The organism is Psychrobacter glacincola, from assembly GCF_904846215.1.
GTDB lineage: Bacteria > Pseudomonadota > Gammaproteobacteria > Pseudomonadales > Moraxellaceae > Psychrobacter > Psychrobacter glacincola.
Genome location: NZ_CAJGZK010000005.1, coordinates 26,834 through 44,778, shown reverse-complemented (window position 1 = coordinate 44,778; position 17,945 = coordinate 26,834). Strand labels below are relative to the sequence as shown.

Below are 17,945 nucleotides of genomic sequence, written 5' to 3'. Positions count from 1 at the left end.
TGCTGATGAGTAATAGACGTTGATTTTGCCCGCCTCGTTTTTGATATATACTACTTAGTATCGGTCACGCTTTTTATAATGATAAGGATAATAAGTTTGAGTAGCTTTAATAATATGAGTGATAATGTCGATAATTCAGACCATTTTGATGACTTTTTTGAGAATCTTGGCTACCGCTTTGATGAATCATTTAGCGATGGTTGGGATCGCCTGACCCAATCTATTAAAGACTTATACAACCGTACAACCGATAAGCTAGAAGATGAGCTGGCGCTACCGCTGACCCAAGCCTACGTCAATGATGCGCTGAAAACCTATGTCACGGATAATGTCAAAGCCATCTTAGAGCTGCGTGTTGAGATACATGAAGACTGGTTTCGGTTATATTGCACCGTCGATGCGGGCGGCATTTATGCAGAGGTGGCGAGTAATTTTCGTCTGGTACATGCGCAGCTCGATCGTAATGTACAGCGCTTTGTTTTTGGTCAACTGACTTATACCGATATCCTAAATCTGCGCTGCGAGTCCTTTCTTAAGCGCCAAGGTATCAAGCTATTTATTTGGTTTTACCACCGTATCCTAAAAAAAGACCCGTTGGGCTTTATCCTATCTTATATCGATATTGCACGCGCAAAAAGCGAGATCATCTATATTGATATCAATCGTTGGCTAAAGAGTAATAAGAAAATTATTGGCATGTTACATAAGGCACAAGTTAACTATGGTGAGCTTGAAGAAGAACAATTGATTTTAAAAGCACAGATTAACTATCGTGATTTATTATCCTCAAATAGCAATGAAGATATCATCAGCGAAAAAGACGAACCAGTACAAGTACAAGGTCCTGTCCATCCGCTAGATGCAGAAAATGTAGCGAGCCAAGTTTAAAACGCCCTAAGCTCTCAGCTCTTATAAATCCAATCTCTTATAGCCTTAATCTCATATAAAAAACGCTGTATCTTGGAGACTTTCGTCTGGTAGGATACGGCGTTTTTCTTTTGCTGCTTTTGCTAACAACTTTCAAATATAGTCAGTGAAAAGTAATATCGACACATGATGTACTGCTGGTATCAATTTTTCTTGCTTGCTGTGCCCATGCAGACAGAGGCTGCAAAAAATTTGTACCAGCAGTACCGTCGCGTTTTTAGAGTATTTTGACTATAAATGATACGCAATAACAGTTTTTACCAGTAGTTTTCTACCGCAATATTGCCTTCGCCGCGGCGATTCATCACCAGTCCCAAGGTTTTTAACGTCTCTTTGGTATCCTCAACCATCTCTGGATTACCGCAGAGCATAACGTGCGTGCTATCGATATCTAAAGCAATGTCTGCGCGCTCTTGTAGCGTTCCATCTAGTAGCAATTTTGGCAGGCGCTCTGTCAGTGCACCCTCGACAGGCTCACGAGTAACAATCGGTATAAAGATTAATTTTGCCGGATTATCAACCAAGGAGCCAAAGTCTTCTTGCAGACTCTCTATCTTCTTAACGTACGCCAGCTCTTCTATTGAGCGCGCGCTATATGCGAGGATAATATGCTCGTAATCTTCCCAAGTCTTCAAGTCTTGCAGCATCGATAAGAAAGGCGCAAGACCAGTGCCCGTAGCCAGCAACCATAAATCTTTTGGTAATGGCTTTTGATAACGCGCCAACGTCAAAAAGCCAAATGGCATCGTATTAAGCAGCAAATCATCGCCTACTTCTAAGTGTTGCAACTGTGACGTAAATGCACCATCAGGAATCACAATAGAGAAAAACTCTAATACCTCATCAAAGGGAGACGATACAATCGAATAAGCACGAAAAATATCTTCGTTTAGTGCTTCATTAGCGACATCGTTGCCTGCTTTGCCTTGCTGCTTATAATACTTCAACTGACTGGGATTGAGGCCCAAGCGTACAAACTGTCCAGCCGTAAATTTAAAGCTCTCCGGACGGCTGACGGTAAAGCTAAATAAATTTGGCGTCCACGTGGTTTTGCTTAGCACTGTTACGGTTTGAATATTGTCGCTCATAATGATGAATCACTTATATTTTATTAACATTTATATTTATAACAGTTTAAGCAACACAAAAAAAGATGCGCCAAGCTTATCACAAAGCGGGCGCATCTTGTTTTTCGAACCGTAACAATCAATCAGTAGCATTATGGATATAACGCTGCTTATCCCAGCTTCGTATGCCTATTTTTTAGGCTTACCAAATACGAGCCAAGCTTGCCCATTCAATCATACTGTTTGGTAATATACCAAAGAACAAGATGATTGCCGTAACGGCAATAACCATGAGACCACCAGTACGTAGACCCCACTGCTTTGAGACGTCAAATTCAATAAACTGTTTTGGACGCTTGAATAGCGTGAGCAAGACGCGCAAATAATAGAACAAGCCAATCGCACTACCCAAGATAATCATTGCTGCCAAGAACCAATTGGTCCCTTGTACTGCAGCAAGAATCGCAAACAGCTTAGTAATAAAGCCAGCCGTCAGTGGAATACCCGCTAGAGATAGCATCATGATAGTCATGACGCCAGTCAATACCGGACGACGCCAAAACAGCCCTTGATAATGAAACAATTGATCGGCTTCACCGGATAAACGATAAGGGCTCGACATCAAGGTCACGACACCAAAGGCACCGATAGAGGTAAAGGCATAAATCGCCATATACATGCTAGAGATACTATCAGCAGCAGAACCAATGCTCACGATTACGATTAGCACATAACCCATATGAGCAATCGATGAATAACCAAGCAAGCGTTTGAGGCTGGTTTGGCGTATCGCAAGTAAGTTACCCAGTAAAATCGACAAGGTTGCCATGACCATCAGCAACATCTGCACCGATGGCAATGCCAATAATGAAGTATCAATTAAAAAGCGTACTGCCAGTGCCATCATTGCTACTTTTGATACCGACGCAAGATAAGTCGCGATAGGAGCAGGTGCGCCTTCATAGACATCTGGTGTCCAGATATGAAAGGGCGCAGCAGAGAGCTTAAAGGCGATACCAAACATCATCATCGCTGCCCCTAAGATTAACAGTGGCGATTCAAACGTATCTGTCAATGTTAAGCTGATAGGCTTAAATGCAAGCGAGCCAACTTCTGCATAGATAAATGCCATACCCATCAGCAGCGTTGCTGATGCAGTCGCTGACAGTACCAAATATTTAAGCCCCGACTCAAGCGAACGGGTGCGCATATAGGTATAGGATAACATGCCATATAGCGGTATCGATAGCATCTCAAGACTCATAAAGAATGATGCCAAGTGCTGGGCGCAAACCATAAGCAGCGCACCAACCGTTGACAGCAGCATCAGTAGATACAGCTCTTCTTTATGGTCTTTTAAATCGGCTAAATAAGCATAAGATAACGTACAACATGCCAATGCACAGATAAAGATAATCACCATATTAAACTGAGCAAAGTTATCAATAACAAATAACTGCTCAGCCGCTGGCACGAGCGACCCACTGTCAATGATGCCTGCCATTTGCCCAAGCAAAATAAACAGACCTATATTGAGACCGATGACCGAAATAGTACCGGTCACCATATGTGAGCGCTTCATAGCGATGGCAATCATCACCACCAATACCGTAATCACTACCGCAATGATCGGAGCATAAGGCAATAGCCCCATCAAATCATTCATCGTAAAATCGTTCATGACTTAACGTGCCTCCATTGCATTAAGCAGCTGCGAGGCATCTACTTGTGTTACTTGACTGTATATATAAGCGTTATTAATCCACTGCATTGCATGACTTGACGTATCAAGGAACGGCTGTGGATACAGTCCGAGCCAGACCAAGCCTGCCGCAAGCATCAATAGCAATGACAGCTCGCGCTTGCCCAAATCTTTTAATGGACGCTCTGGCAGACCGTGTGATTTGGTCTCCCGCAGCGCCAATTCTTTAGTATTGTTAGCACCGAATAATGCACGATGAATCAAAATAAGTGAGTACAAACCTGCCAATACCAGGCTGAATGTCGCAAATACTACAAACACCGGATACTGAGCAAAGGCACCAAACAAGATCAAGAACTCACCGATAAAGTTACCCGTACCCGGAATACCAAGTAAGGCGGCACAGAAAAACATCAGTATCGGTGCATAATAACGGAACTGACCCCACATACCACCCATCAAGGTTATATCACGGGTATGTAGACGCTCATATAACTGCCCTGCCATAATAAACAGTGCCGCTGAGCTTAAACCATGTGCGAGCATCTGAATCATCAAACCTTGTAAGCTGAGCAACGTTCCAGCATAAATTGCTAATACTACAAAGCCCATGTGCGAGATACTGGTATAAGCCAGCAAACGCTTCATATCGGTTTGCATAAAGGCCAGCCATGCGCCATAGAAGATACCAATCGTACCCAAGGTCATAGCAATAGGCGCAAAATCTTGTGACGCCGCTGGAAATAATGGCAAGACAAAACGAATCAAACCATAAGCCGCCGTCTTAATCAAAACCCCTGCCAAATCCACTGAACCTGCCGTTGGTGCTTGCGCATGCGCATCAGGCAACCAGCCATGGAACGGAATAATCGGCAACTTAACCGCAAAGCCAATAAAGAAGCACAGCATGATTGGATATTCCCAGCCGCCAAGTGACGTACCGAGTAAATCATTATAGTTAAAGCTGACCACGCCTTTTTGCGCGTAGCTAATAATGACCAATATCAAAATCCCAACGAGCATGATTAGCCCAGACGCTTGGGTATAGATAAAGAACTTAGTTGCTGCGTATTCCTTGGTTTTGCCAACAACATCATGACCCCAAATCGCGATCAAGAAGTAGATTGGAACCAGCATCATCTCCCAAAAGAAGAAGAATAAGAACATATCAATGGCTAAGAAAACACCAATGACGCCGCCTAAGCTCCATAGCAAGTTCAGATGGAAGAAACCAACACGGCGCTGAATCTCATTCCACGAACAGGCAACCGCGGCAACACCGAGTAGCCCAGTTAAAGCAACCATCATGAGCGATAAACCATCTAGCGCTAAATGAAAGCTGATACCAAAGCTGGGTATCCAAGGCACACTGAATTCAGCAACCCAAGGCACAGCACCACCTGGCGCAATGACTTGCTTACTCATGCCAGAAAAATCACCGTATTGCCACAGTACCATTGACAACACAAAGGTCAACGTCATGCCGATTAAAGCAATCCAGCGCGGCAAGCGTTTATTAAAGCGTTCAACCAACCAACATAGCAGTCCTGCAATAAAAGGAATGGCAATTAATGCTGGTAGCATCCACGTTTGTTGTAACTCAATCATCTTATACCACCGTCATCATTACCAGCACGAGTAACACAGCCATACCCAAGCCAAAGCTTGCAGCATAACCTCGAAGTGACCCTGTTTGTGTCGCAGACAATACCTTATTACCTGCTGATGCCAGCTTAGGTAATAGCAGCCACGTTTTATCGATAGGGTCGGCTTTAAATAAGCGGCCGATGAACAAAAAGGGTTTTACAAAAACTATATCGTATAGCGCATCAAAGCCCATACCGTGATAGCACCAATGATATAACGCGCCGCCGATACGCGTGCGCTTAAAGCTGGTCAGCAGTCGACCTTTATTAACGACATATAATAGCGCCGCTAATACTAAGCCTGCCGCCATCGCACCCATAGCGATAAACTCAGCCGTATGCTTACCATGCGCTTGACCAGCAACTTCTAGTAAGTGCCCAACGCTCTCTGGCAATACGCCTTGTAATGGCGGGGTAATAAATGCACCCACTGCTGTTGATAATACCAGTAGCACACTAAGCGGCAACCAATACGACACACCAGATAATTTATGGGCGTGGGTTTTCTCTTCACCAAAGAAGATAATCCAAATCATACGGAAGGTATAAAGCGCGGTTAAGAAAGCACCGAATACACCCATATAGAATAAGACCATATGACCGGTTGCATAACTCTCCCACAGAATCGCTTCTTTAGAATAAAAACCAACGGTGACCCAAGGTATCGCAGCAAGTGCACCGCCACCGACGATATAGCACCAAAATACTAATGGAATCTTTTTACGTAAGCCGCCCATCTTAAAGATGTTTTGCTCATGATGTACCGCAAGAATGACCGCACCTGATGATAAGAATAATAACGCTTTAAAGAAAGCATGCGTCATCAAGTGGAAGATAGCCCCTTGCCATGCACCAACGCCGAGTGCTAAGAACATATAGCCAATTTGGCTCATGGTCGAGTAAGCAAGGATACGTTTGATATCGGTTTGTGCCAATGCACAGAAACCAGCAACAACGAGCGTCAATGCACCCACTGCCCCAACCCAATATAGCAATACACCCGGTGTTAAGATAAATAATGGATGTAAACGCGCAATCAGATAAACACCAGCGGTAACCATCGTCGCTGCGTGAATCAATGCTGATACTGGCGTTGGGCCTGCCATCGCATCTGCCAGCCATGTATGTAGTGGTAGCTGCGCTGATTTACCCATCGCACCGCCAACGAGCATCATGGTAGTCAAAATCATGGTTGGGTTATTGATATCAAATACTTCCGGGGCGCGGGTAATAATCTCTTGAATATTAAGCGTACCAAATTCGCGGAATAATAAAAATAAACCAAAGGCTAAAAATACGTCACCAACACGGGTAACAGTAAAGGCTTTCATCGCAGCACGACCATTAGCGCGGTCATGGTAATAAAAACCAATCAGCAAGTAAGAACAGATACCAACGCCTTCCCAGCCAAGGTATAGCAAGAACAAGTTATCCGCTAATACCAGTAATAACATACTGGCGACGAATAAGTTCATATAGCTAAAGAAGCGGGCAAAGCCTGTATCGCCTTTCATATACCATGCGGCAAATAGATGGATTAAAAAGCCGATGCCGGTAATTACTCCAGTCATCGTCAATGCTAAGCCATCAAAGCTTAAGCCAAAATTCGGCGCAAAGTCACCAACTTGGAACCACGTCCACAGCGGAATCTCTACGACGGTTCCAGCTGGATTCGTCGTTAAAAAGGTATAGCTAACAACCAACGTACAGAGCGCTGATAGCAGCATGCTACCGACACCGACAATCGCTGCTACCTGCTCGCTTAACTTGTCGCGCATAAAGGCTAAAATCAAAAAGCCAACGAGCGGGAATATAAAGGTTAATGGTAATAAACTCATGACATCATCCTTTCATCTCATTGGCGCCATCGACATCGAGATGCCCACGCTGATGATAAAAACGCAATAATATTGCCAAACCAATGGCGGCCTCTGCTGCTGCTAAGGTCAAAATAAAGATAAACATAATCTGTCCATCTGGATCGACCCAGCGGCTACCTGCTACCACAAATGCTAGTGCCGCCGCATTCATCATGATCTCAAGGCTCATTAGCATAAATAGGAAATTACGCCGTACCATGACACCGCAAAAACCAATAGCAAATAAGATACCTGCCAAGATTAATCCATGGCTCATGGGTATCAGACCCAGTACATTTTGCGCCTCAGCAACTGGCTGCACTAAGCCTGCTACTTCATGGGCAAACGGCACATTGGCAATATCTTGTGCCACGCTTGCTGCTAGTAACATCAGTCTGACTCCTTGCGCGTGACTTTCTTCATACCGTTCTGCATACCTGCTTTCATGCCGACTTTCATACCCACATAGTCATGTGGGTCGACATCTTTGTATTCGTATGGTTTTGCCATTTTTACCGCATCGTTACTGGTGTACGTGCTGTCATTCTCATATAGCTCAATGCTGCCTACATTCGGATTGACTACTAAGCTATCGTTACCGATAATCTCATCATCGATAGCTTCTTTACCTAAATGATAAGCCGCAACTAAGGCCGCGAGTAGTAGCAATGCGGCTACTTCTATCAACATAATATATTTGGTAAATAACACCGTACCCACTGCTTTGGCTGAAATAGTTGTACCGCCAATCAAGGCAGCTTCGTTATGATTAAGACCAATCATCGCATACAGCACAACCGCGATAATAATCGTCAAGCCCGTCGGTATCGCCCAAGTGCCGGCATCAAGCCAGCGCTCTTCCCGCTCATCATTACGCATACCTAAATTTAGCATCATAATAACGAAAACGAACAGCACCATAATGGCACCCGCGTAAACGACAATTTCAAGTGCTCCAGCAAATGGCGCACCTATCACAAAAAATATGCCAGCGATTGCCAATAACGACACAATCATCGATAAAATAGCATGGACTGGATTGGCTTGGGTTACCACGCGCAAACTGGCAAATATTGCCACGGCTGCAAGCGAATAAAACCCTGCCAATTCAGGATGGTTTAAAATATTCATCATGGTAGCAAGCTCCTTAGATCAATCGGTGCCGCTTCATTTTGCGCCGCGCCTTTTGGTTTATCTGCTACCGCCATACCCGTCACGCGATAATAGTTATAATCGGGATATTTACCCGGTCCTGAAATCAGCAAATGCTCTTTTTCATAAACCAAGTCTTGACGGACGTATTCGCCCATCTCAAAATCAGGGGTCATCTGAATCGCTGTCGTTGGACAAGCCTCTTCACATAAGCCACAAAAGATGCAGCGTGAAAAGTTGATGCGGAAAAACTCTGGATACCAGCGACCATCTTCGCGCTCTGCTTTTTGTAATGAGATACAACCGACTGGACATGCCACAGCGCACAGGTTACAAGCAACACAGCGCTCATCGCCGTCAGGGTCACGCGACAATATAATACGTCCACGAAAACGCGGTGGCACGGGTACCGGCACCTCAGGATAAAGAATGGTGTCGCGCGGTCTGATGGCATGGCTATTGACCATCCACATGCTGCGGACAATGGTAAATAGTCCAATGATGGTCTTTTTTATCGTAGTAAACATGGGATTATTATCCTTCTCAGCTTTACTCTAGTTCATCAGTGATGGCTAGTGATGATTACAACGTTGGGGAAAAAATCAAAATGACTGCAGCAGTAACCAATAGATTAATCAAGGTTACGGGCAGACAGACTTTCCAGCCAAAGTTCATCACCTGATCATAGCGCGGACGCATGAGTGAGCCTCGAGCCAAAATAAACATAGTCATAAAGAACAGCGTCTTAATCATGAACCAAAAAGCTGGTGGAATAAACGGAATATCTAAGTTAAAAGGGGCCAACCAACCACCAAAGAATAAGCAGGTCATCAAGGCAGAAATCAGTACGACGTTGACGTATTCGCCAATAAAGAACATACCGAACTTCATGCCAGAATATTCAACGTGATACCCTTCTGCCAATTCTTGCTCGGCTTCTGGTTGATCAAAGGGATGTCTATGGGTGACCGCAACACCAGCGACTACAAAGGTTAAAAAGCCAAAGAATTGCGGAATGATATACCAACCGTCAGCCTGCGCTTCGACAATGGCACGTAAGTTAAATGAGCCGGTTAAGGCAACAACGCCCATCAACGATAAACCTAAAAATACTTCATAACTGATGGTTTGCGCCGCTGAACGTAAACCGCCAAGTAAAGAGAATTTATTGGCAGATGCCCAGCCGCCGAATAGCACGGCATAGACTGCAATACCTGCCATGGCAAAGAAGAATAGGATACCAATATCCCAATCAGCAACGCCAAGAGTTGGCGAAATAGGAATAATGGCAAATGAGGCCAGAGCAGTAAACATCGCTACCGCTGGCGCCAAGGTAAACATAAACTTATCGGTAAAATTTGGTGTCCAATCTTCTTTAAAGAAGATTTTCAGCATATCGGCGACTAACTGTAGTGAACCAAACGGTCCAACACGGTTTGGACCATAACGATCTTGCCAGAGTGCTAGCATCCGGCGCTCATAAATAATCATCATTGCCGCGACAATGACGACGACTAAAAAGATAACCAGCGATTGTACGACCATAAAAAGTATGGACCAAGTATCAAAGGTCATCATACCAGCCAAAAAGCTTGGCACATCAGGGATAATACGAGTCACTTGCATATTACACCTCCTGCGTGGTGGTCGGCGCTGTAGTAGCTACAGTGGCTGGCGTTGCGCGGTTAATATTAGTGTCAGTATTGCTGTTTAAAGCACTATCATTAGCGTCATTAGCCATGCTACCCATCATCGTAATAGGTGCATCTACTTTGCGTACTGATGCGGGCATTGATGGATGGATAATGCTTACCTGCCCAACCGGATAGCCGATACAGCCTTCTGCTAAATAACCCACAAGCTGTACTGGCAGCGTGATTTGCTGTTTATCAATCTCAATCGCCAAATAATCACCAGCCGCGATATTCCAGTCTTTGGCATCATCGATACTCACACGCCATGCCGCTACTGGTAATTGTTCAGCAACCACTGGGCTACGCGATGCCATCATGGAGCTGGCATAGATATTATAGATAGGCACCAATTTGGCTTGTCCTTGCTGCATGTCTGTCGTGGTCAAAGACATCGTTTCTGGGGCAACATACTGGCGCGTAGCTAGGCGCTCTAACTGGTCGAACAAGCGTACGCCCGGATCACCATTTCTAAGATTGCCACCGACTTTATCTTGGTATTTATTCCACGCTTGTGGTGAGTTCCAGCCCGCAGATTGCGCAAAAGGAATCATCGCGCTTGGGGTTTGTTTGCCGCTATAGCCTTCCATTGAAAAGGTTAAACCGGTATCCAAATCCTTTGGCTGCATTGGCTCATGGACAGAAAAAGGCGCGCGCATAGAGGTACGACCTGAGTAACGGCGCGGCTGACGGGCAATTTTTAGACCAGCCATTCGGTAGTCAGCATCAGGTGCGGCTTCTTTTATACCCGCAAGCTTAGGATGGGTCGCTATCAAAGCGTTGATGACATCATCAAGCTGTGTCCAATCAACATCGCGACCCTCTAAGCTGCTATGTACAGCATGTAACCAGCGCCAGCCTTCTTTAATGCTGCTAAGCGGATGATAATAGTCGTTATCATAGACTTGGAAGAAGCGCTGCGCACGACCTTCAGCAGAAACAAGCGTGCCATCTGCTTCAGCGAAGCTTGCGGCTGGCAATACAATATCGACGTCTTTGTGCCAATCAAGCAGTTGATGATCCAGTGCAATGACGGTTTTATCCGCCAATAACCGGGTTAATTTATTCGCGTCAATAGCATCGGTCAGCTGATTTTCTGCGACTATCACCACATCAAAATCAGTGGCCAACAACGCTTCAACCGAATGACCACCAAGCAAGCAAACACCGATACTATTAGCGTCTGTCACCGCTAAATAAATACCCGCTTGGGCATGATAATTGTTATTGACCTCTTTTAGCTCAAGTTTGGTTGCAGGCTCACGCTCTACATTATCTTGCGCTTCGGTATTAACGCCCGTTTCAGGTTTGTTTGGCTTGGCGGATAGATCTTTATCTTCTGTTTGCTGCACGGTTGTTGCTTGTGCTTCAGCCGCACGAACACTGGCATTACGAACACTGGCACTACGAACACTGGCATTATGAGTTTCAAATTGATACTGCTCAGTCGCTTTGATGGCGGCACGCTTTTGGCTTAATGCTTGCGTGATTTGCGCCGCTGCTTCTATCAAAGCAATAGACGATAAGCTGCTGCCAGATACGACCAATGGCTTATTGGCTTGGATCAAATCATAAGCGATTTGCTCAGCCAATGCTTGCATAGCATCCATACCAGTATCGGCATCTTTTTCAACTGTTTGCGGATCAACTATTTTTGCCAAATCATCAGCAAATTTAGCAATCTCATCAGCGACTTTGAAACCAAGTTTAGTGATGTCTTCAGGCGTCGCGACGACGCTGACTTTACTGATATCTTCAAGCTTGGTTTGAGTCACATCGATGATATATACTGGGCTCTGCGCGCCTTGAGCAATACGTTTAACTGGCTCAGCCAACCACGATTGTGTTTTGGTAGCAGCCGCCATTTTTATGGCTTCATTTTTCGCCGCTTGGCGGATAGAGAGTGCCACACGTGATGACGTTTGCGTGATATCCTCACCCAAAATCAGTACCGCATCATGGCTTTCAATATCGGTCATACCTGGGTTATAAATACCCTCGGTGCTTAATACTTCAATACATTTATTGACCAGTGCTTGCTGCTGATGATTGAGACCGGTTGAGAAATTCTCAAAACCAACGAGGTTTTTTAGCGCAAAGTTGGTCTCGAGGCTGGCACGTGGTGAACCAATGCCAATGATTTTTTTGTCTTTAATACGCTTAATGGTTTCATCAAGGGCATAGTCGATATTGATTTTGACATGTTTATCATTGATACGCTCAAGCGCTTGGGTTGGACGATCTTCACGATTGACATAGCCATAACCAAAACGACCACGGTCACATAAGAAGTAACGGTTTACCTCGCCATTATAGCGGTTTTCAATACGGCGCAATTCACCGTAGCGCTCACCGGCTGAGATATTGCAACCTGCTGAACAGCCATGACAGATGCTTGGCGCATACTGCATATCCCATTTACGGTTATAACGATCCGAATGCGTTTTATCGGTAAATACACCCGTTGGGCAGACTTCCGTTAAGTTACCTGAAAACTCACTTTCAAACTGACCGTCTTTATCACGACCAAAATAAACGCGTTCATTTGAGCCATAAACACCCAAATCTTCGCCGCCTGCATAGTCTTTATAAAAACGGACACAGCGGTAGCAAGCAATACAGCGGTTCATCTCATGCGCGATAAACGGCCCAAGCTCTTGATTGTGATGGGTACGTTTGGTAAAGCGGTAGCGACGACGATGATGACCTGACATATAAGTCATATCCTGCAAATGACAATGTCCACCCTCTTCACAGGTTGGGCAGTCATGTGGATGGTTAATCATCAACAGCTCAACCATCGACTTACGGAACGCTTTGGCCTCATCATCAGTCACTGAGATGTACATATCATCGCCTGGGGCGACCATACAGGACATCACAAGACGGCCGCGACCTGCTTCCATATCTTCTTTGGTCATATATTGCTTAACCGCGCACTGACGGCAAGAGCCTACTGAACCAAGGGCTGGGTGATAACAAAAATACGGCACATCAATGCCGAGTGACAAACAGGCTTGTAGCAAGTTGTCCGCGCTATCTACTTCGACAGTGGTTCCATCAATATGTATGACTGCCATGCCGCTCTCCTTATTTCACATCTAGCTGTTGATGGGCTGCAGCCTCAATGACATCTTTACCAACCGCCTGCGCAATTTTTTGATCAAACTCAGGACGGAAATATTTAATTGCACTCATCAGTGGTTCCATAGCACCAGGGGCATGCGCGCAAAAGGTTTTACCGATCCATAAGTCACGGGTTAACCCTTCTAACTTTTCGACATCACCAATCTGCCCTTCACCATCGTTAATGGCAGTGAGAATTTTGACGCCCCACGGTAAACCATCACGGCATGGCGTACACCAACCACACGATTCGCGCTGAAAGAAAATCTCAAGGTTGCGCAGTAATGGCACCATATCTTGTTCTTCATCGACAACCATAAGCAAGCCTGTACCCATACGACTACCGGCTTTTTGAATGGTGTCAAAATCAACGACGGTATCTAAATGCTCAGCCGTCAAAAAATCCGTTGATGCGCCACCCGGTAACCAAGCTTTGAGCGTGCGACCTTCCTGCATCCCGCCAGCAAAATCTTCGATAATTTCGCGTGCCGTATAGCCAAATGGCAATTCCCAAAGACCGGGATCATTAACCAAACCTGAGCAACCGAATAGCTTCGTACCTGGTGTTTCGACCACGCCTTTGGCTTTTGGCAAATCTTGATACCATGTGCTGCCATGCAAAATAATGGCTGAAACGTTATGCAAAGTTTCAACGTTATTAACAACCGTTGGTCGACCCCATGCACCAGCTACCTGTGGAAATGGTGGTTTGGTACGAGGATTGGCACGGCGACCTTCTAGGCAGTTAATCAATGCCGTTTCTTCACCGCAGATATAACGACCAGCGCCAGTATGTACATGCAAATCAAAGCTAAAATCTGTGCCTAAAATATTGTCGCCGACTAGATTATTGGCTTTTAACTCTTCGATTGCTGCCGTTAAACGCTCAGCAGCTAAGATATATTCACCGCGAATAAAGATATAACCAGCGGTTGCGCCAATCGCATAAGCAGAAATAAGCATGCCTTCGATAAGCTGAAGCGGCAAACGCTCCATGAGCAAACGGTCTTTAAAGGTACCCGGTTCCATCTCATCGGCATTACAAACTAAATAGCGTGGGCCGCCATCTGGTGGTGCCATCAGCGACCACTTGATACCTGCTGGAAAACCTGCACCGCCGCGACCTTTTACTACCGCTTCTTTAATGGTAGTTAACGTGTCATCTGGCGATTGATTTAATGCCATTTTTAGCGCTTCAAAACCACGCAATGATTCATAAGTGGCCAAATCAAGCACGGCATCGTGATGTGCTAGGCGCCATGTCAATGGTTTCGTTTCACTGGTAGCAGTCGCTCTATCACCATAGATAGGAATGCGCTGCTCATTTAATTGGCTTGGCGCTTTGCCTTGATTACGAAGGGCAATCTGCTCTGAAACAGTTAATCTCATGCGTATAGCTCCAACAATTGGGCGACCTCAGTGGGCTGGACAGGACCATAAGTATCTTCATTAATCAACACGGCAGGACCTTTGTCACAGTTGCCCAAACAGCAAATCGGCAATAACGTAAAACGACCATCAACAGTGGTTTGACCATAGTCGATGCCCAGCTGCGCTTTGAGCTCAGCTGCCAGTGCTTCATAACCTGTTAAATAACAAGCCACCGAATCACAAATAAGGATGATATGACGACCAACCGGCTGACGATAGATACGGTTAAAGAAGGTTGCTACCCCATCCATATCCGTCATCGGTACATTTAAAAGGTTTGCAATGGCATTCATTTGCGCATCATCGACCCAGCCGTTACGCTTTTGCACGATTTTCAGCGAATCTAAAGACGCTGCCCGCGGATGCGGATAATGATGCATAAACTCATGGATAGCCGCAATTTCTTCTGCAGTTAAAATACTTGCCACATCTACTTTTGGCATTTTATCGGAAACAATTCTCATAATCTTTTTCTTTCCTCACTCAGCCCACTGTTTGAGATGCGCTCATAGCGCGAAAACAGCGTTTTGGTGTGCCAGTTTGGCGATAACATATTAATGAACAGGTCTTACTTTTAATATATAACATCTCATATTTAGCATTTAGCATTCACAAAAAATAATGATGATAAACGCCTCAGCGCCGATGTCTAGCGGTCACAATCCGCCATCACAATATCAATCGATGCTAAATACATGATGGCATCGGATACCAGTGAGCCATTAATGACGGATGGCATCTGCTGCAAATGCGCGAATGTCGGGGTACGGATACGGGTACGATAGCTCATCGTCGCTTTGTCTGAAGTAATGTAATAACTGTTCAGACCTTTGGTCGCTTCGACGATAGTAGTACATTCGCCCGCTGGCATCACAGGACCCCAAGATACGGAGATAAAGTGATTAATAAGGGTTTCAATATCGTTTAAGGTACGGTCTTTTGGCGGTGGTACTGCCAATGGATGATCCGCCTTATAAGGACCTTGCGGCATATTATCCATACATTGACGGATAATACGTAGCGACTGGCGCATCTCTTCGACTTTCACCATACAGCGATCATAAGCATCGCCGTTATAGCCGACTGGCACTTCAAAATCGTAGTTCTCATAGCCCATATACGGACGCGCTTTACGCAAATCAAAATCCAAACCTGTCGCCCGCAAACCTGCACCCGTAACGCCCCAAGCAAGTGCTTGCTTGGTATTATATTGTGCAACGCCTTGAGTACGACCTTTAAGCACACTGTTTTGTAGTGCCGCTTTGACATACTCATCCAAGCGTTTTGGCATCCAATCTAAGAACTCACGTACCAAACGCTGCCAACCGCGCGGTAAATCGTGCGCTGTGCCACCGATACGGAACCATGCGGGGTGCATACGATAGCCAGTCACTGCTTCGATGACGTCATAGGCTTTTTGGCGATCGGTAAACATATAGAATACTGGCGTCATACCGCCCGCATCCTGAATAAACGTACCGACGAATAGTAAGTTATTGGTAATACGGAAAAACTCACTCATCATCACGCGAATGGTTTCAGCACGCGGTGGAATGGTAATGCCAGCCAGCTTTTCAACCGACATGATATATGGCAGCTCATTCATCACACCGCCGAGGTAATCGATACGATCGGTATAAGGAATAAATGAATGCCATGTTTGACGCTCAGCCATTTTTTCTGCACCGCGATGGTGATAGCCAATATCTGGAATACAATCAACAACTTCTTCGCCATCAAGCTGAAGTACCAAGCGGAACGCACCGTGAGCGGAGGGATGGTTAGGACCAATGTTCAAGAACATAAAGTCTTCATCACGACCCGAGCGCTTCATGCCCCATTCTTCTGGAACAAAGCGCAGGTTTTCTTGCTCGTATTGTTGTTTGGCCGTATTTAGGAAATACGGGGTAAACTCAGTTGCACGCGCATGATACTCTTTACGCAGTGGATGACCTTCCCAATATTTAGGTAATAAAATACGCGTTAGATGCGGATGACCACTAAAGACAATACCGAACATATCCCACACTTCACGCTCATACCAGTTGGCATTTGGCCAAATCTGCGTCGCACTTGGGACGTTTAAATCTTCTTCACTGAGCGCGACTTTGATACGAACATCACTATTACGCTCAAGCGACATCAAGTGATAAAACACCGTAAAATCACTGTCAGGCAAACCTTGGCGATGCTGACGCAAACGCTCATCTATCGCTGACAAGTCAAATAACATGACATAAGGTTTTGGCAATTTACGCAAGAATAAGAGAACGTCTAATAAATCAGCGCGTGCCACCCAAACCGTTGGAATGTCATCAACCGTGTGCTGCACAACGAACTTACCAGCATATTTTTCTTCCAGCTCTTTGATAACTGCTGGGACAGGCTTGATCTTAGGATCTATGTTTTCGACTACCGTGACCATGAATGATGTATTCCTTCATTAATCATAACTGAACCATGACAATCACCATAAAAAGATGATAATCATAACTAAGCTATGATGAGCGTACGCGCACTTCTAAGAATTATTAATAACTACGCCAAACTGCTTAACTAAATGCTATCTGGGCTACGTAAGTTTTTCACAGCAATACGATCCGCTTGCTTACGGTCACGCTCAGGCGTCATCTGCGGCTGATAGACACCCTGATCATTGACATGAATACCCAATGGGCGACGTTCTTTAGTAATAGATTCTTGTAATAACATCAAACCTTGAATCAGCGCTTCTGGGCGTGGCGGACAACCTGGCACATAGACGTCGACGGGGATAATTTTATCCACGCCTTGTACAACAGAATAGATGTCGTACATGCCGCCCGAGTTGGCACAAGCACCCATAGAGATGACCCATTTGGGCTCAAGCATTTGCTCATATAGGCGCTGAATAACCGGTGCCATTTTAACAAAGCAAGTACCAGCAACGATCATCACATCCGCCTGACGTGGCGAGGCGCGAATAACTTCGGCACCAAAGCGTGACAAATCATGAACCGCCGTTAGAGTCGTCGCATATTCGACATAACAGCATGAAGTACCAAAGTTAAATGGCCATAATGAGTGCTTACGCCCCCAGTTCGCTGTTGAATGTACAAGATCTTCTAGGCGACCCATAAAGACATTTTTATTGACTTCATCTTCCATCGGATCATTGACGGTTTGGCTTGTCTGAGCAGGATAGACATCTGCATCAGGGTTGGCTTTTGTTAATGTGTATTTCATAACATACAACCTTTATTTTAAGCAATGCTTGACAATCATTTGTCATCACTATCGCCATAATTTCATTATTAAATAATTTTGTTATTTACGTGTCATGCTATTAATCAGCGCGCACTGTT

General features: G+C 45.1%; 14 protein-coding genes. 1 reads left to right on the top strand and 13 read right to left on the bottom strand.

Annotation, left to right across the window (positions count from 1 at the left end):
* The first annotated feature begins 78 nt into the window (after window positions 1-78).
* Window positions 79-888 (top strand): hypothetical protein, encoded by an 810-nt coding sequence (locus tag JMW90_RS04270; protein WP_201561856.1) that lies wholly within the window; start codon window positions 79-81, stop codon window positions 886-888.
* Window positions 889-1,184: 296 nt separating this feature from the next.
* Here the strand turns inward: JMW90_RS04270 and JMW90_RS04265 are convergent, their stop codons facing one another.
* The 13 genes from JMW90_RS04265 to JMW90_RS04205 form a co-directional block, all read right to left on the bottom strand.
* A complete protein-coding gene (locus tag JMW90_RS04265) occupies window positions 1,185-2,015 on the bottom strand; it encodes a ferredoxin--NADP reductase (protein WP_201561855.1) in 831 nt (276 codons plus the stop codon).
* Window positions 2,016-2,196: 181 nt separating this feature from the next.
* Window positions 2,197-3,675: an NADH-quinone oxidoreductase subunit N gene (locus JMW90_RS04260; RefSeq protein WP_201561854.1), complete on the bottom strand. Its 1,479-nt coding sequence runs from the start codon at window positions 3,673-3,675 to the stop codon at window positions 2,197-2,199.
* Between the two features lie 3 nt (window positions 3,676-3,678).
* Complete coding sequence (nuoM, locus tag JMW90_RS04255; RefSeq protein ID WP_201561853.1) at window positions 3,679-5,304, bottom strand: NADH-quinone oxidoreductase subunit M; 1,626 nt, start codon at window positions 5,302-5,304, stop codon at window positions 3,679-3,681.
* A 1-nt stretch (window position 5,305) separates the two neighbouring features.
* On the bottom strand, window positions 5,306-7,180 hold the full coding sequence (nuoL, locus tag JMW90_RS04250) for an NADH-quinone oxidoreductase subunit L (RefSeq protein ID WP_201561852.1): 1,875 nt from the start codon (window positions 7,178-7,180) through the stop codon (window positions 5,306-5,308).
* A gap of 4 nt (window positions 7,181-7,184) precedes the next feature.
* Window positions 7,185-7,493, bottom strand: a complete 309-nt coding sequence (nuoK, locus tag JMW90_RS04245; RefSeq protein WP_201561952.1) for an NADH-quinone oxidoreductase subunit NuoK — start codon at window positions 7,491-7,493, stop codon at window positions 7,185-7,187.
* 98 nt (window positions 7,494-7,591) lie between these two features.
* The gene (gene nuoJ / locus JMW90_RS04240) at window positions 7,592-8,335 is read right to left on the bottom strand and encodes an NADH-quinone oxidoreductase subunit J (RefSeq protein ID WP_201561851.1); all 744 of its coding nucleotides are present in this window, start codon (window positions 8,333-8,335) and stop codon (window positions 7,592-7,594) included.
* The gene (nuoI, locus tag JMW90_RS04235; protein ID WP_201561850.1) at window positions 8,332-8,880 is read right to left on the bottom strand and encodes an NADH-quinone oxidoreductase subunit NuoI; all 549 of its coding nucleotides are present in this window, start codon (window positions 8,878-8,880) and stop codon (window positions 8,332-8,334) included. Before nuoI ends, nuoJ begins: the two co-directional genes overlap by 4 nt.
* A gap of 55 nt (window positions 8,881-8,935) precedes the next feature.
* Window positions 8,936-9,931, bottom strand: coding sequence for an NADH-quinone oxidoreductase subunit NuoH (gene nuoH / locus JMW90_RS04230; protein ID WP_041757924.1), 996 nt, complete (start codon window positions 9,929-9,931; stop codon window positions 8,936-8,938).
* 49 nt (window positions 9,932-9,980) lie between these two features.
* The gene (nuoG, locus tag JMW90_RS04225) at window positions 9,981-13,124 is read right to left on the bottom strand and encodes an NADH-quinone oxidoreductase subunit NuoG (RefSeq protein WP_201561849.1); all 3,144 of its coding nucleotides are present in this window, start codon (window positions 13,122-13,124) and stop codon (window positions 9,981-9,983) included.
* A 10-nt stretch (window positions 13,125-13,134) separates the two neighbouring features.
* The gene (gene nuoF, locus JMW90_RS04220) at window positions 13,135-14,559 is read right to left on the bottom strand and encodes an NADH-quinone oxidoreductase subunit NuoF (protein ID WP_201561848.1); all 1,425 of its coding nucleotides are present in this window, start codon (window positions 14,557-14,559) and stop codon (window positions 13,135-13,137) included.
* Complete coding sequence (gene nuoE, locus JMW90_RS04215; protein WP_201561847.1) at window positions 14,556-15,065, bottom strand: NADH-quinone oxidoreductase subunit NuoE; 510 nt, start codon at window positions 15,063-15,065, stop codon at window positions 14,556-14,558. Before nuoE ends, nuoF begins: the two co-directional genes overlap by 4 nt.
* Window positions 15,066-15,250: 185 nt before the next feature.
* Window positions 15,251-17,026, bottom strand: a complete 1,776-nt coding sequence (nuoC, locus tag JMW90_RS04210) for an NADH-quinone oxidoreductase subunit C/D (RefSeq protein WP_201561846.1) — start codon at window positions 17,024-17,026, stop codon at window positions 15,251-15,253.
* A gap of 131 nt (window positions 17,027-17,157) precedes the next feature.
* Window positions 17,158-17,826 (bottom strand): NuoB/complex I 20 kDa subunit family protein, encoded by a 669-nt coding sequence (locus JMW90_RS04205; RefSeq protein WP_011512925.1) that lies wholly within the window; start codon window positions 17,824-17,826, stop codon window positions 17,158-17,160.
* Window positions 17,827-17,945 lie beyond the last annotated feature (119 nt).